The 16,056-nt window shown below is 63.4% G+C and carries 9 protein-coding genes; 6 read left to right on the forward strand and 3 right to left on the reverse strand.

What is annotated here, in order from left to right:
• Positions 1-11: 11 nt before the first annotated feature.
• From ACFYXB_RS16035 to ACFYXB_RS16055, 5 genes are all read left to right on the forward strand, one after another.
• Positions 12-1,592 (forward strand): type I restriction-modification system subunit M, encoded by a 1,581-nt coding sequence (locus ACFYXB_RS16035; protein WP_389582276.1) that lies wholly within the window; start codon positions 12-14, stop codon positions 1,590-1,592.
• Positions 1,579-2,388, forward strand: coding sequence for a hypothetical protein (locus ACFYXB_RS16040; protein WP_389582279.1), 810 nt, complete (start codon positions 1,579-1,581; stop codon positions 2,386-2,388). The genes ACFYXB_RS16035 and ACFYXB_RS16040 overlap by 14 nt, the downstream gene beginning before the upstream one ends.
• Positions 2,385-3,557, forward strand: coding sequence for a restriction endonuclease subunit S (locus tag ACFYXB_RS16045; protein WP_389582280.1), 1,173 nt, complete (start codon positions 2,385-2,387; stop codon positions 3,555-3,557). Before ACFYXB_RS16040 ends, ACFYXB_RS16045 begins: the two co-directional genes overlap by 4 nt.
• The gene (locus ACFYXB_RS16050; RefSeq protein WP_389582283.1) at positions 3,554-6,670 is read left to right on the forward strand and encodes a type I restriction endonuclease subunit R; all 3,117 of its coding nucleotides are present in this window, start codon (positions 3,554-3,556) and stop codon (positions 6,668-6,670) included. The genes ACFYXB_RS16045 and ACFYXB_RS16050 overlap by 4 nt, the downstream gene beginning before the upstream one ends.
• 544 nt (positions 6,671-7,214) lie before the next feature.
• Positions 7,215-9,281: a SpoIIE family protein phosphatase gene (locus ACFYXB_RS16055; protein ID WP_389582286.1), complete on the forward strand. Its 2,067-nt coding sequence runs from the start codon at positions 7,215-7,217 to the stop codon at positions 9,279-9,281.
• Between the two features lie 358 nt (positions 9,282-9,639).
• On the opposite strand, the gene ACFYXB_RS16060 is transcribed toward ACFYXB_RS16055, so the two are convergent.
• Positions 9,640-10,743 (reverse strand): PP2C family protein-serine/threonine phosphatase, encoded by a 1,104-nt coding sequence (locus ACFYXB_RS16060; protein ID WP_389582289.1) that lies wholly within the window; start codon positions 10,741-10,743, stop codon positions 9,640-9,642.
• Between the two features lie 1,107 nt (positions 10,744-11,850).
• Positions 11,851-12,882, reverse strand: a complete 1,032-nt coding sequence (locus ACFYXB_RS16065; RefSeq protein WP_389582292.1) for a PP2C family protein-serine/threonine phosphatase — start codon at positions 12,880-12,882, stop codon at positions 11,851-11,853.
• Positions 12,883-13,174: 292 nt separating this feature from the next.
• Here ACFYXB_RS16065 and ACFYXB_RS16070 point away from each other — a divergent pair, with 292 nt between their 5' ends.
• Positions 13,175-14,188, forward strand: a complete 1,014-nt coding sequence (locus ACFYXB_RS16070) for an AraC family transcriptional regulator (protein ID WP_389582609.1) — start codon at positions 13,175-13,177, stop codon at positions 14,186-14,188.
• 428 nt (positions 14,189-14,616) lie between these two features.
• On the opposite strand, the gene ACFYXB_RS16075 is transcribed toward ACFYXB_RS16070, so the two are convergent.
• Positions 14,617-15,996 carry a tyrosine-type recombinase/integrase gene (locus ACFYXB_RS16075; protein ID WP_389582295.1) on the reverse strand — a complete coding sequence of 460 codons (1,380 nt, stop codon included), beginning with the start codon at positions 15,994-15,996 and terminating at the stop codon, positions 14,617-14,619.
• Positions 15,997-16,056 lie beyond the last annotated feature (60 nt).

Raw genomic sequence — 16,056 nt, forward strand, 5'->3', positions numbered from 1 at the left:
ATAACTGCAACATGGCACCGACCACCAAAGAAGGCCAGCGGGCAGAGCTGCACAAGACGATCTGGCGTATCGCGAACGACCTGCGCGGCAGTGTCGACGGCTGGGACTTCAAGAGCTACGTGCTTGGCATGCTCTTCTACCGCTTCATCTCCGAGAATCTGACGGCATACATCAACCGCGGCGAACATGAAGCTGGAGATGAGTCGTTCGACTACAAGGTGCTTCCCGACGCGCAGGCCGAGTTCGCTCGTGAGGAGGTCGTGGCAGAGAAGGGCTTCTACATTCTGCCGTCGGAACTGTTCGCCAACGTCCGCGAGCGTGCCGCGCGGGACGAGAACCTCAACGAAACGCTCGCTCGGGTCTTCAAGAACATCGAGGGCTCGGCGCTGGGAACCGACAGCGAGGACGCTCTAAAGGGGCTGTTTGACGATCTTGACGTCAACAGCAACAAGCTCGGAGGAACGGTCGCCAAGCGCAACCAGAAACTCGTGAAGCTGCTTGACGCCATCGGCGATCTGCCGCTGGGGCGGTTTGAGAACAACTCGATCGACCTGTTCGGCGATGCCTACGAATACCTGATGCAGATGTACGCGGCCAACGCGGGCAAGTCCGGTGGCGAGTACTACACGCCGCAGGAGGTCTCTGAACTGCTGGCGCGCATCACAGTCGTCGGCAAGAAGCAGGTTAACAAGGTCTACGACCCGGCGGTCGGGTCGGGCTCGCTGCTGCTGAAATTCGACAAGGTACTCGGCAAGAACAACGTTCGCCGGGGTTTCTACGGTCAGGAGATCAATCTGACCACGTACAACCTTGCCCGGATCAATATGTTCCTACACGACGTGAACTACTCCGACTTCAACCTCGCGCACGGCGACACCCTCATCGACCCGGCGCACTGGGACGATGAACCGTTCGAGGCGATCGTCTCCAACCCGCCCTACTCGATCAAGTGGGAAGGTGACGCGAACCCGCTACTGATCAACGATGAACGGTTTGCGCCGGCGGGCGTGCTGGCGCCGAAGTCGAAGGCCGACCTGGCCTTCACGATGCACATGCTCAGCTGGCTCGCCGTCAACGGCACGGCCGCAATCGTAGAGTTCCCTGGGGTGCTATACCGCGGGGGTGCGGAAAAAAAGATCCGGAAGTACCTGATCGACAACAACTACGTCGACGCGGTCATCCAGTTGCCTGCCGACCTGTTCTTCGGAACCACGATCGCCACGTGCATCCTCGTGCTGAAGAAGTCAAAAAAAACCAGCGATGTACTCTTTATCGACGCTTCAGCCGAGTACAAGCGTGTCGGAACCAAGAACATGCTGCTCAAGGAGCACCAGGCGAGGATCCTTAATGCATTCACCACGCGTGAGCCGGAAGATCACTTCGCCACGCTTGTCGGAATCGAGGACATCGCGACGAACGACTACAACATCGCTGTGTCCTCTTATGTAGAGTCAGAGGACATTCGCACGGAGGTCGACATCGTCAAGTTGAACGTCGAGATCGCCCGCATCGTGGCGCGGCAGGCGGAGCTGCGCACGTCGATCAACGCGATCGTTTCCGAGCTGGAAGCGGGGGGAAATGCGCCTGTCTAAACTCCTCTCCGATGCTCCAGCAGCGGCAACCATGCAAGTGGATGGTTTTCTCGATGGGCGCGCATTAAAGTGGGGCAAGCACAAGAGGATCAAAGTAGGGAAGGTCCTCCGCAATTTTCATTGCCGCACCTGTGACACTCAGCGAACCTTCGTGTCTGGAGATGAGCTGTCATGTTTGGGTCTCGGCGACAATCAAATCAGTATCGATGCCACACTGCAATGTATCGAATGCCAGTCATCCGTGGAGATATGGTTCCTCATCGGCAGCAATGGTGATATTTCTGGTGTCGCACCAGAAGTGCGTATCGAGCGCTACACAGAGAACCTTCGCGACCGCGCTGACCGGATTGACAGTCATCGTGGGCCGTTCTCGGATCTGGTCAAGCGAGCGCAGCTCGCGTATGAGAACCAACTTGGTGCCGGATCGATCGTCTACCTTCGCAAAATCTTCGAGCTCGTCACGTTCGGAGTGGCCGAGATTGCCGAGATCGAGACAAAGAAGAATAACGGGAATAATCAGCCCTTTGCTCTGGTGCTCCAGCAAGTGAATGAAGTTCGCAATATTATCCCGCGACGCTTCTCAAGTGATGGATATCAGCTATTTCGTGAGCTCAGCAATATTATCCATGGCGAGTCAAGCGAAGAAGAGGCGCTCCAGAAATACAAGCCCTGCCTCCAGTTGGTCCTAGGTGTCGTTGACGAAGTAAGTCGCGACAACGAATACGCGCGAGCGATCGAAGAGTTGGGCTGGAACGTCGAGAATATTAGTGAGATCACAGGAGGGGGCGTCGCGTGAGTCGTATCGATGAAATGCTTCAGGAGCTGTGCCCGGACGGGGTCGCCACGATGGCTCTTGGGGGGCTGCTCGACTACGAGCAGCCAGGAAAGTACCTGGTCTCCTCGACTGACTATCACAATGACCACGAGACGCCGGTACTGACGGCAGGTCAGACGTTCATTCTTGGATACACAAACGAAGTGGACGGCATCTATCCAGCTTCCACTGAGCATCCGGTTCTGATCTTTGACGACTTCACGACAGCGTTCCGGTGGGTTGACTTCCCATTTAAAGCGAAGTCGTCGGCGATGAAGATGCTGACCACTAAATCCAATGCTCCCGCACTCCTTCGCTATGTCTACTTTGCGATGCAGTGCATTAGATACGAGCCTCAAGACCACGCCCGGCACTGGATTGGGAAGTACTCCCATTTCCATATCCCCGTGCCGCCTCTCGAGGTTCAGCGGGAGATCGTGAGAGTGCTGGATCATTTCAGTCAGCTGGAGGTTGAACTGGAGGCGGAGCTGGAGGCGCGCCACCGCCAGTATCAGTACTACCGAGACAAGCTGGTGAGCGAGGCTATCGGGGCGGAGTATCTTCGCCTCGGTGACGTTGGTTCCTTTGTACGTGGACGTCGTTTCACCAAGGACGATGTGGTCGATTCTGGAATTCCAAGTATTCACTACGGTGAGATTTATACCGAATACGGAACCTTCACTAACGAGGCCGTTAGGCAGGTCCGTGTAGAGCTTCGCGATCAACTCCGGTATGCGCAACCTGGGAGCGTAGTATTCGCCGGTGTTGGCGAGACGGTTGCAGACGTGGGTAAAGCTGTTGCATGGCTAGGAAACGAGCCAGTGGCGACGCACGACGATACATTTGTTTTCACCTCCCCACTGAACCCTAAGTATGTTGCTTATGCGGTGCAGACAAAGGAGTTTCATCGCCAGAAGGAACGCCATGTGTCGCGGGCCAAGGTGAAGAGACTCTCAGCGGCTGGGCTCGCCGATATCAAGATCCCAGTCCCGAATCTGACTGTTCAGGAGAGGATCGTCGAGACGCTCGGCAATTTTGATGCTCTCGTCAATGACAGCAATTTCGGGCTACCCGCTGAGATCTCATTGCGCCGCAAGCAGTATGAGCACTACCGCGATCGGCTGTTGACGTTCAAGGAGGCCGCGGCATGAGGGAAGCGCAGGCACGCAGGTACGATCCGGTCGCCGTCTCGGCTGAAAGTACCGTCGTTGCTGAGTACGTCCCCGATGCCTCTGGAGCCGCGGCATACCAATCGGAGGCGGCACTTGAACGGGAGATGATCCGCCTGCTGGAATCGCAGGCATATGAGTACCTCCCAATCACATCGGAGGTGCAGCTTGTCGCTAACCTGCGGGTCCAGCTTGAGGCGCTGAACCACGTGTCGTTCTCGGATTCCGAGTGGGAGTCGTTCTTCTCTACTAGGATTGCCGGACAGAACGAGGGCATAGTCGAGAAAACGGTGCGGGTCCAGGAAGACCACGTTCAGATTCTCAAGCGTGACGATGGTTCGACGAAAAACATCAATCTCATCGACAAGAAGAACGTCCACAACAATCGTCTGCAGGTCATCAACCAATACGAGGTTGACCGAGGCGAGGGCGGTACGAGCTTCGCGAACCGGTACGACGTGACGGTGCTAGTCAACGGTCTACCGATGGTGCATATCGAGCTCAAGCGCCGTGGGGTGGACATCCGTGAGGCGTTCAACCAGATCAACCGGTACCAGCGCGATAGCTTCTGGGCAGGCTCTGGGTTGTTCGAGTATGTGCAGTTGTTCGTGATCAGCAACGGCACGCTGACGAAGTACTATTCCAACAGCACCCGCTCGAAGCACCTCAAGGACAACCAGAAGGCTGCCGGCGCGGGTAAGGGCAAGAAGTCAAGCAACTCGTTCGAGTTCACGTCGTGGTGGGCGGACGCGCAGAACAAGCCGATCGCGGAGCTGACCGCGTTCGTCAAGACGTTTTTCGCCAAGCACTCACTGTTGAACGTGCTGACGAAGTACTGCGTGCTGACAGCCGACCGTGACCTGCTGGTGATGCGGCCGTACCAGATCGTGGCGACGGAGCGGATCTTGCGGAAGATCGAGTGCTCGACGAACCGCAGGACGCTTGGCACCGTCGAGGCGGGCGGGTACGTCTGGCATACGACCGGGTCGGGCAAGACGCTGACGTCGTTCAAGGCTGCGCAGCTGGCATCGAAGCTACCCGATGTCGCGAAGGTGTTGTTCGTCGTCGACCGCAAGGACCTCGACTACCAGACGATGCGCGAGTACGACCGCTTCGAGAAAGGCGCCGCCAACTCGAACGCGTCCACGGCGATCTTGAAGAAGCAGCTGGAGGATCCGAACGCAAGCATCATCATCACGACGATCCAGAAGCTGTCGACGTTCATCAAGGCGAACCGAGGACACGAGGTGTTCTCGGGTCACTCTGTGATCATCTTCGACGAGTGTCACCGGTCGCAGTTCGGCGACATGCACACCGACATCACGCGAGCCTTCAAGCGGTACAACCTGTTCGGATTCACCGGTACCCCGATCTTCCCGGTCAACTCCTCGAGCGGCGGTAACCCGCTGCTGAAGACCACTGAGCAGGCTTTCGGCGACAAGCTGCACACGTACACGATCATAGACGCGATCACGGACAGGAATGTCCTGCCGTTCCGAATCGACTACATCAATACGGTCAAGGTCGGCAACCCAGACGATAAGCAGGTCTCGGCGATCGATCGGGAGCGCGCCCTGTTGGATGTGCGCCGACTCCGCGAGATCACGACGTACATCCTGGCCCACTTCGATCAAAAGACGAAGCGGCAGACGAGCTATGAGCACGCGGTTGTCGCCAATGTTGTGGAATCGACCCGGACGAGGCGTCAGGTAGAGGCGCTTCGTGAGAAGAAGCGAGTCCGCGGCTTCAACGCCCTGCTCGCCACCGCCTCAATCGAGGCAGCGCAGCGCTATTACTTGCAGTTCAAGCATCAGCAGGAGGCGCTCACCCCGGATCAGCGGTTGAAGGTGGGCATCATCTTCTCCTACGGCGCGAACGAGGCCACCGATGACGGGATTCTTGACGACGAGGCGTTCGACACCGACGCCCTGAGCGGAGACGCGCGCACGTTCCTGGAAGATGCGATCCGGGACTACAACGCGATGTTCGGCACCAGCTACGACACCAGCGCCGACAAGTTCCAGAACTATTACAGGGACCTGTCGCAGCGAATGAAGAACCGCGAGATCGACTTGGTCATCGTGGTGAACATGTTCCTCACCGGCTTCGACGCGACCACGCTGAACACGCTGTTCGTCGACAAGAACCTAAAGATGCATGGTTTGATCCAGGCATACTCGCGCACCAATCGGATCCTCAATTCAGTCAAACGCCACGGGAATATCGTCGTCTTCCGTGACCTTGAACAGGAGACGAACGCGGCGCTCGAGCTGTTCGGGAACAAGGACGCCAAGGGCATTGTCATCGTGCCGTCCTACAGCGAGTACTACAGCGAGTACGTGGAGAAGGTCACCGAGCTGCTACAGACCTTCCCGCTTGGCGCCCCTATCATCGGGGAGCAGGCCCAGAAGGCGTTCATCAACCTTTTCGGTGCCGTACTGCGGCTGCACAACATTCTGACCGAGTTTGACGACTTCGCCGGCCAGGACCTGTTGTCAGAACGCCAGCACCAGGACTACCGCAGTGTCTACCTCAACTTGTACGCCGAGTTCCGTGCAGAGACCGCCACGGAGAAGGAGCGCATAAACGAGGACGTCGTATTCGAGATCGAACTGGTCAAGCAGGTCGAGATCAACGTCGACTACATTTTGATGCTCGTTGAGAAGATGCGGGCCGAGCGCGGGGACGGTGAGGACAAGGAGATTCGCGCCCAGATCTCGCGCGCGGTCGACGCTAGCCCGAGCCTGCGGAGCAAGCGCGACCTGGTTGAAGAGTTCGTGAACTCGCTGTCTGTACACGGCCCTGTCGATGAACAGTGGCAGGCGTACGTGGAGGCGAAGCGAGATGCCGAACTCGCGGCGATCATCGAAGAGCAAAAACTCAAGCCCGAGCAGACCCGGGCGTTCATCACGGCCGCGTTCCGGGACGGGCAGATCCGTACGACTGGTACGGAGATTACGAAGATCCTTCGCCCCGTCTCTCGTTTCAGTCGCGATGGCGGCCACAGCGACAAGAAGAAGCGCGTGATCGAAACATTGACACGGTTCTTCGAGCGGTTCTTTGGGCTGGGTGCTGGAGGAAACGACTACCAGTAACGGTTCTTTCGTCTTCGTCGAGCAGGGGCAGAAGAGCCGCGACAAGTTCATGTCCTCTGGCCAGAACGTCGCGATCAAGGGGCAAACCGTTGGCTTCTACCTCTTCAGGCGCACCCAACACATGACAGCTGCTCGTCAAACTCGTCCGCATCCAGAGATCGTGGACTATCTGTGGACGAGTTCCGACCCACCGCGCTGCGTGGTAGCGCTGACCTGTGCATACGCCAGAGACCGGAGCGGCCTCCGGAGCCGTGTGCGCAGGTTCGAATCCTGCCGGGGGCACTCGCCTAGGATCAGCAGAAATCAAGCGCTGACCAGGGCGGATGCCGAGCGAAGAGGGTGGGAGTCAGTCTCACTGACTCCCGCCCTCTCTCGTTGTCTCTCGCTGTTCGCGACACACCTCCGACACACTCAGATGACGACCCAAGCCGAGCAGGCCGGCCCCCAGACCCATATCTGGACCCCCGACGTCCGACACGTCTCGCGAGGCGAGGGAGCGGCGCGTGGGAGCCAGGAGCAGGCTGGATGGTGGAGGTGGGTTGCCGTGGCGCACAACGAAGCCATCTCGCCCGTCGAGGACGCTGCAGTACTGGAAGCCCTGTTCGACCAGTCCCCTACAGGCCTGCTGATCTTGGACACGGAGCTGCGAGTCCTGCGGATCAACCTCACCCGGCCGGTTCTGCACGAAGCGCCCCCTGAACAGATCGTGGGCCGACACTTCACGGACGTGTATGACCTTTCCGCGCCCGGTGAGGTGGAGGCGATGCTGGACGGCGTGCTGGCGAGCGGCGCGCCCGCGCGGGGGCGACTGGTGGGGGTGCGTCCGAAGAGCGCGCCGGGGCCGGAGTACCTGTTCTCCGTCTCGGTATCTCGCCTGGAGGGCCCGCAGGGGAGGATCTTGGGAGTGCTGGTGGAGATGCTCGATGTCACCGAACGCGAAAAGGCACGCGCCCGCCTGCGCGTCCTGGGCTCGGTGCGCGAGCAGGTGGGACGGACCCTCGACGTGGTGGCCACCTGCGAGGAACTGGTGCAGGCCGTGGTGCCGGACCTCGCCGACATCGCCGTGGTGGAAGTGGTGGACGCCGTCGTACGCGGCGAGGACCCTCCGCTGAGCCCTCTGGGACGGGAGGTGCCGCTGCGCCGTGCCGCCTTCGGCCACAGCGGCGGCAAGGAGCAGATTCAGGCACATCCGGTGGGTGACGTGCGCGCTCTGCCGTTCCCGACGCCTCACGCCCAGACGCTCGCCGACCTCAAGCCCCGCCTCGTCGCCCTGGGACCCGACACGCCCTGGCTGGCAGCCGTCCCGCCGCGCGTCGCCGAGGCGATCCGCGCATCCGGTGCCCACAGCCTGATCACTGCACCCCTGACGCTGCGTGGAACCGTGCTCGGCCTGCTGAGCCTCTACCGCGCCAACCAGACGGACGTCTACGACGAGGACGATGTCACCCTCGCCCTCGCAGCGGCCGCTCACACCGCGCTGTGCATCGACAACGCCCGCCGCTACACCCGCGAACACACCATCGCCTCGACAGTCCAGCGCCATCAGTTGCCTCCCCGCCCGGCGTCGCAGACCACCGTGGAAACCGCGCACCTGCACGTGCCGTCCGAGGTGGGCGGAGGCGGTGGGTTCGACACCTTCGCCCTGTCCGGCGCCCGCACCGCACTGGTGGTCGGCGAAGTCGCCGGCCAGGGCATCCACGCGGCCATCGCCCTGGGACAGCTACGGACCGCCTTCCACTCCCTGGCCGCACTCGACCTGGAGCCCGACGAGCTCCTCGCACGCCTCAACGACACCGCCATACGCCTGGCCCAGGAACGCGCAGCTCTGCCGCCCGGCGACCCCATGCACCGAGAGCCGCTCACGGGAAGCTGCGTCTACGCGATCTACGACCCGCTCGCCCGGACCTGCACCATCGCCCTGGCCGGCCACCCCCCACCCGTCATCGCCCATCCCGACGGGAGGACCGAGATCCCCCACCTGCCCGCCGGACCCCCTCTCGGCAGTGCCGAAGGACCCCCCTTCGCCGCCACCACGATCTCCGTCGCCGACGGCAGCGTCCTCGCCTTCTACACCGCACCCCTCCTGCACACCTCCCCGTCCCCGGACACCCTCCAACGGGTGCTGGCCCACCCCGACCGGCCACTGCAGGATCTATGCGACGACGTGCTCTACCGGCTACGGAACGACACCCGCCACGACGACGTCATCCTCCTCCTCGCCCGCACCCACACACTCCCCGCCGACCAGATCGCCACATGGCATCTCGACCAACACCCCAAAGCCGTCGCCACGGCGCGTACCCACGCCCAACAACAGCTCACCCTGTGGGAAGTGGACGAGGAAACCTCCTACACCACCGAAATGATCGTCAGCGAACTGGTCACCAACGCCGTCCGCTACGGCACCCCGCCTCTGCGGCTGCAGCTCATCAAGGACCGCACACTCACCTGCGAGGTCCACGACGGCAATCCCGTCGCGCCGCGGTTGCGCCACGCCAAGACCATCGACGAAGGCGGGCGCGGCCTGTTCATCGTCGCCCAACTCGCACAGCACTGGGGCGTCCGCTACTCCCTCGGCGGCAAGACCGTCTGGGCCGAGCAGACTCTCTGACCCAATCGACCAGCGCGTCAGGCAGGTCGAATGCGGCAGGACAGAAAACCAACGAGGCTCCTGCGCCGGTGGGTTGAAACTTCGAACACCTCCCTCAACGGCACGGAAGCCGTGCCTGCTGCGTGCCCGTTCCTGCGGGACTCAGCGGGGGCTCACGGGGAACGATGGCACCGAGTGCGTCGGCCCAGGTCAGGGACTCCGCAGGTCAGCAGCCATCCGCATCCGGCGTCTTCCAAACTGGTGCTGGGCCGCACGCGAGGTGTCGCGTCCAATGGGTGTGATGAGTACGGCAGTTGACCAGTCTCGTGCTCAGTCGTCGGCAAGGTCTGACCGAGCACGCGGAAGTGGCGGGCGGGGTTCATAGGCGCATGACGACCAGGGCGGTGTCGTCGGTGGCGTCGCCGGGTGGGAGTAGGTCGGTGAGCATGGCGTCGGCGAGGGTTTCGGGGTCGTCCGTCTGGTGGCGGGCCAGGGAGTCGGCGAGCCGGGCGAGGCCGGTGTCGATGTCTTCGCGGCGGCGTTCGATCAGGCCGTCGGTGTAGAGCGCGAGGACGGCGTCCTCGCGGAAGGCCGCGGCGGCCTGGATCCGGGGGGCGTGTTGAGGACGGGCGCCCAGTGGGGGGTCGGTGGCCTGGTCCAGGAACTCGACGGTCCCGTCCCTCTGTAGGAGCGCGGGTGGGGGGTGGCCGGCGCTGCTGTAGGTGATGGTGTGGGTGTCCCAGTCGATGAAGGTCGTGGCCACGGTGGTGTTCTCGGCGCCGTCGATGGTGCGGGCGTACAGTCCGAGGGTTTCCAGGGCGCGGGCGGGGCCTTCGGCGACGGGGGAGGCGGCGCTGAGGGCGCTGCGCAGTTGTCCCATGACGCCGGCCGCGGACAGGCCATGGCCGACAACGTCGCCGACGGCGACGGCGATGCGGTCGCCGGGCAGGTCGACCAGGTCGTACCAGTCTCCGGCCACATTCAGCGCTTCGGCGGCGGGCCGGTAGCGAACGGCCGCCGGGTGGCGGCCGACCGGGCGGAGAGCGGGCAACATGGCTTCCTGCAAGGTCAGCGCGACTTCACGGGCACGGATGAGTTCGGTGACGTCCTCCACCCGGTGCAGCAGCAGCGCCACCCGCCCGTCCGGGCCGAAGACGGGGATGGTGGTCAGGTTCCAATACCGTTCGTGTCGTACCCCAGGCTGACCGGGGTCCTCCAAGTCGAAGCGCTGCAGCGCTAGGGTGTCGCGCTCACCGGTGTCCGCCACCCGGCGTAGTGACGCCAAGACCTTGAGCAGGAAGGGCCGGTCGTTCGCGGAGCGGTCCTCGAGCAGGAAGCTACCGACCAGTTGCTCGCGGGTGCGGCCCACGATGCGCATGAGCTCCGGGTTGACGTCCACGAAGATCAGCTGCGGGGTCAGCAACGCCACCGCCCCGGGGAGGGCTCGGAACACCGCTGCGTAGTCGACCTCCGGTTCCGTCATGCCTTTCCCGCCTTGCCGCCGCTGCCGGTGTCTCCTTTCACGATAGGAGTGGCATGGTTTTTCCTCTTGCTTCAAGCGGATGTATCGCTGGGATCCGGAGGCCATCAGGCCTGCGGGCGCTGGTCAGCCGAACCCTAGAATCGAACGCGCGAACGACGCCTCGCCGTCTCGCCTGAAGCTGCTGCACTTCGCGTGTCCGGGTGTCCGGTCTGGAGCGCTGCAACACACATGGCGCGGTGTTACAGCCCTCTTGCCGCTCGCCCGGCGGGGCCTTCGGTGGTCCGGGCGGAATGCTCTCCTCCGGCAAATGCGCGGCAAAGCTGAGCTCCAGAGGGCCCTGCGCGCGACAAACGCGCAGGTCGGGCGCCTATATCATCGAGAGCGCCCACCTCTCTTCTAAAGCGCCTGGTCGCTCGGTGCGTGCCAGAACCGTGCACATGGAGCGGCCAACCACGGTCGATAGCGGTCGGCGTCAGCCGAGATGCGCCGGTGAGCTGCGAACTCTCCTGAGCTGGCTCCCGGGGCAGCACCTCAACCGCACCACGCCATTCACATGTTCGTCCATGAGGGCGGCGGGCCCAGCCAAGCTCGGGCCGCGCCGACCACCCGATTCGGGCTACTCCCCGGCCTAGTCCGCCACCGGGGGGGCACCCGCTGCAACCGTTGGTCCGCCGTGGCGCTGGCCCCGCGGACCCGACCTCCGAGTGAGCAGCGAGTGAGGGACGTGTGCGGAAGGAGCGCCATGGACGTTCGCCCAGTTCAGAGGCACATTTCCGTACTCCTAGCGCCTGCCCTCCGGAGCCGTGTGCGCAGGTTCGAATCCTGCCGGGGGCACTCGCCAGTCAGCCAGCAAGAATCAAGCTCTGACCAGGGCGAATGCCGACATGCGAGAGCGGGATCCAGTCTCACTGGGTCCCGCTCTTTCTCGTTGCCTCTCAGCGTTCGCGACACACCTCCGACACACCCTCCGGGCTGGCGTTCGCTGGACGCGGGGCAGCTCAGGGGACGCCGTAACGGCCGACGGGAGTCGAAACTGACCGTCCGCTTGGAGCGTCGGCATCGTGAGTGGAAGAGCGGCGGAGGCGATACCCGCTCCTGGGCCAGGCGTCAGCGCCTGTGCACGACCAGGGCGGCCAGGTCGTCGGCGCAGGTGCCGACGACGTAGGCACGGAGATCCTGCCGGAGGTGCTCGAGGAAATCGGGCAACGGGGCGAAGCTCCATCGACAGACGCGCTGGGCCAGGGGGTAGAAGCTGCCGTCGGCGTCGCGGGCCTCACTCACACCGTCGGTGTAGAGCAGCAGACGGTCGCCGGTGTGGAAGGGGATGGTGTCGACCCGATAGTCGGCGTCAAGGAGGTCGGCCATGTTGACGGGCGGAGACGGCGCGCTGGGTACCACCTCGCGTACCTCGCCGCCCTGCAGCAGCAGCGGCGGGGGGTGCCCGCAATTGAGCACACGGGCGATGGGTTCCCCGGCGGGGATTTCCACGAGCACGATGGTGGCGAAGCGCTCCAGCGTGTCGGGGAGGTTCCGGCAGTACCAGGACATGCTCGTGTCCAGTTGCTCCGCCAGGGACGGCAGGTCAGGCGCACCGGGTGCGAGCACCCGGAACGCGCTGAGGATGACCGAGGCGGCGTCGACAGCCGGGAGCCCCTTGCCGCGGATGTCGCCGATGATCAGCCGTACCCCGTGCGAGGTCTGCGTCGCCTCGTAGAAGTCGCCCCCGATGCAGGCCTGCGCTGCGGCCGCCTGATAGAGCACGTCGAGATCGATGTGCTCTATCTGCTGGGGAAGCGGACGCAACAGCGCCCGCTGCGCGATCTCCGCCACCGTGCGGACCTCAGCCAGGGTGCGTTCGTGTCGCTGCCGCATCCGGCTGACATAGGCGGCCGCCAGGGCAATGGCCGCGATCGCAATCAATGAGAAGTTGCTCGCTGTCTGGCCTATGTCGTGCTGGGCGTCGGCGACCCCGAGGCTCGCTAGCACGGCCAGCAGTCCGATGACCAGCGTGCCGGCCACGGGGAACATCGCGGCGGCCAGTGCCGGCGCCGCGTCGAGCAATCGGGAGAACTGCAACTGGGGCGTGAGCAGGGCTGTCGCCGAGACCAGCGCAATGACCAGCAGGGGAGCTAGGAGCATCAGCGAGAACGGTCGGCCCACTCCCCGTAGCGGCTGTACCGCCGAAAGCAGGCCACCGGGTGCACCTGGTGTCATCATCCCTTATCCACCACCTTCTCTCCGAGCCATTCGAGTCGTTGTTCCGCTGTCCTGGCTGATAGGCGATGGTAGGGACCGTGGCCCGGCCCGCGCTGTCCGTATTACGCTGGCCAATGTCCCATTTCCGCTAATTGTCCCGCTCCGCCGATCAGGGGGGTGTCCCAAGCGGCTAGATATTCCCGGTGGCACGGGACAGGGAGTTGCAAGGTTGGCCATGCGACAAGGTCCGTCTGCGACGTTCGCCCAGGGGATTCCCAGGAGCCCATACGGCCGTTTTGTTGCGAGAACCCATGACCTCGATGAAGCGCGCAACATCAGCGCCCGAACCTATTACCCACACCAACTGATCGCCCTCGACCGATCGGCTGTGGACTACACACTGGAGGAAATCCAGCTAGGACCGCTCACTCTCGGTCGCTTGCACTACGGCACAGAGATCCGCATCGACTGCGCCAGCCTGGACACCGCATATCAGGTCAATGCGGCGCAGTCCGGTGCGGTGGATGCGGTGTGCGGTGGTCAAGAAGCAGTGATCACACCGGCCACCGCCGCGGTCTGCAACCCGATAGGGTCCACCCAGCTGCGCCGCTGGAGCGCGGATGCCACCCTGCTGGGATTGAAGATCGACCGAGCGTTCCTCGAACGCCAGGCGCGAGCACTGATCGGCGCCGAACTACGCGCACCGGTGTCCTTCCGGATGGACGTGAACCTCAGCGACCCTCACCACGCGATCTGGCTGCAGCTACTCCGCGTACTGGAAGCACTACTGAACGATCCGGAAGGCAACGTCCTCGACGTGCTCGGAGAACGGCTGCCCGAGGCGGTGGTGAGCACCATGCTGCTGACCTTGCCGAACAACTACTCGGAGTCCCTGAACAGGGCACAGGACCGTTGGGCACCGACCGCGGTCAGGCGGGTTGTACAGGCGATCGAAGAACAACCCGAGCACCCTTGGACGGCGGAGCAGCTCGCCGAGGTCGCAAGAACCAGCGTGCGGTCCTTGCAGGCGTCGTTCAGGCGCACCCACGATCGCACCCTGTTCACGTACCTGCGCGAGGTGCGACTGGACCGGATACACGCCGAGCTACGTCGCGGGCACTGCCAAGTCAGCGAGATCGCCGCAGAGTATGGCTTCTACAATCTGGGCCGGTTTTCCGGCTACTACCACGCGCGCTTCGGCGTGCATCCCAGCACAACGCTGCATGAGTCCCGTTCGGGTGGTCAGTAATGGGTTCGTCAGTCGTCAGTTGCACTAGAGCTCTCACGTGCCTACGGGGGTCGATGCCAGGCTCGACTGCGGACCGCTTTCCGGGATGCATCAAGTTTCCAGTGCGCCGATCTTCGATACTTCACCACTAACGGAGCGCCGTTTTCGTCAATTTCAATCAGTCGACCAAGCTAGGGTGCTTGCGTATCGTCGTGTCACGGGCGATCCCCTTCACAGCTTCCAGATCTTCCGGAGGTTCTGTCGCCGCCGCCAGATCGAGGCCTATCAAGGTCTCTGTGGTGAAGATGAACTTTGCGAAGGCTCTCCCTTCTCGATAGAACGCGTAATGCCCCAAGAGCTTTGGAGGAGGGCATTGTTCACGGCTCTTGGACGTTGAGAGGGCGGTCCAGAGTCTCTGGGCCGCCCTCTCAACGATCGCGTGTTGGCCGCTACAGGGCGTCGGCCTCCTCCTCAAGCGACTTGGCAATCTTCACGTTGGCAGCCTCCTCGTGACCGTCGACGTAGCCGTGGTATCGGCGGTGGATTACCTCTGGGGAATTGCCTACGCGGCGAGCCACCTCAGCTATGGGCACTCCGGCGTTTAGCCATCGCGTGATGCAGGTGTGCCGAAGGTCGTATGGGCGCCCGGCCAATGGCGAATTCGCCCGTTCCGGGGGCAGCGCGTACTTCCGCGCCTCCTCCCACACCCGCCAGTAGGTGGAGGAGCCGACCACTCCCCCGCGCTCGTTGCCGAACACGCGACCTTCCTTAGCTGTCCCGAACTCCTTCAGGTGCGCCCGGAGGATGACGACCAGGACAGGCGGGATGGGCACTGGCCGGTCGCTGGCTGCCCCACGCGCCTTCAGGCCCCGGCGGTCGTGCCGTTCCCCGGTGTCGGTCCATTGCTTGCCGGAGACCGGTCGCGTCTCCCGCAGCGTCAGCGTGCCCCACCCTGTCTCCGGCAGGTGGCAGTCCGACAGTCGCAGCCCGACCGCCTCTGCGGGACGGAGCCCGGCATAGTAGAGGGCCGCGTAGAAAGCCACGAGCCTGCGCCCACGGCAGCGATCCCACGAGCCGACGTAGGAAACCGCGGTTAGCAACTGCCGGGCCTGCACGGCGTTCACGAGGACACGGCGGTCCACCACGTCGCTGGAACCGACATGCTTCCGGCGGGCGCGCTGAAGCGGGTTTTCAGGGAGCTCCCCCACGACCACGGCGTGTTCAAGGGCTGTGTTCAGGGCGCGGCGGCGCCGCTTGTACGTGTCGCCCGCAGCTGGGGAGCCGTCCAGCTTGTACCCGAGGCGATACAGCACATCCTCGAACACCTCGGGGTCGGCCAGATCACCCAACGGCCGGTCGGTCGTCGTGACCCAGTCGTACGCGGCCTTGAGTTCGGCCGTCGGGTCCTCCCCGGAGTTCGCGGGCACGATCCCCCACCGGAAAGCCAGCCGAAGGGTCTCGTCGTCGGGAGCGCCGTCCCCACGCTTGACCATGGCGAGCGTCACTGCCGCAAGGCCGTCCGCCATGCCCTCACGGGTCTTGGCCGCAGCCGTACGCCACCGCCCGGCCACGTACTTCCGGCAGAACTCGAACCACCTCAACGGCGGTTCGGCGTCCGCTGCTTCGACGGCTTCGGCCGCCGCGCGCACCTCGGACTCAGGCAGCCCCGATTCGATCTCGAACGCCTCGCCGCGCCGGCTCATGGCCTGCCACAGCTCGGACCGGCGGCTCTCTGCGAGGGCGGACGTGGTGAAGGTGTCGCCGTGCACCTTCCCTGCGACCACCCACCGGAGGCGCCACGGGCGGGATTTGCGGCCGGTCTTGGACACCTTCCACAGCTTGACGTCGAAGGAGTAGCCCGGCCGGGCGGACCCGCGAGGGCGCCCGGC

This window comes from Streptomyces sp. NPDC002619 (assembly GCF_042889305.1).
Taxonomy (GTDB): Bacteria; Actinomycetota; Actinomycetes; order Streptomycetales; family Streptomycetaceae; genus Streptomyces.

Coding starts and splice junctions, on each gene's coding strand:
- ACFYXB_RS16060 (WP_389582289.1), bottom strand. CDS start 10,743: ATGACGGAACCGGAGGTCGACTACGCAGCGGTGTTCCGAGCCCTCCCC.
- ACFYXB_RS16040 (WP_389582279.1), top strand. CDS start 1,579: ATGCGCCTGTCTAAACTCCTCTCCGATGCTCCAGCAGCGGCAACCATG.
- ACFYXB_RS16050 (WP_389582283.1), top strand. CDS start 3,554: ATGAGGGAAGCGCAGGCACGCAGGTACGATCCGGTCGCCGTCTCGGCT.
- ACFYXB_RS16065 (WP_389582292.1), bottom strand. CDS start 12,882: ATGCTCCTAGCTCCCCTGCTGGTCATTGCGCTGGTCTCGGCGACAGCC.
- ACFYXB_RS16070 (WP_389582609.1), top strand. CDS start 13,175: ATGCGACAAGGTCCGTCTGCGACGTTCGCCCAGGGGATTCCCAGGAGC.
- ACFYXB_RS16035 (WP_389582276.1), top strand. CDS start 12: ATGGCACCGACCACCAAAGAAGGCCAGCGGGCAGAGCTGCACAAGACG.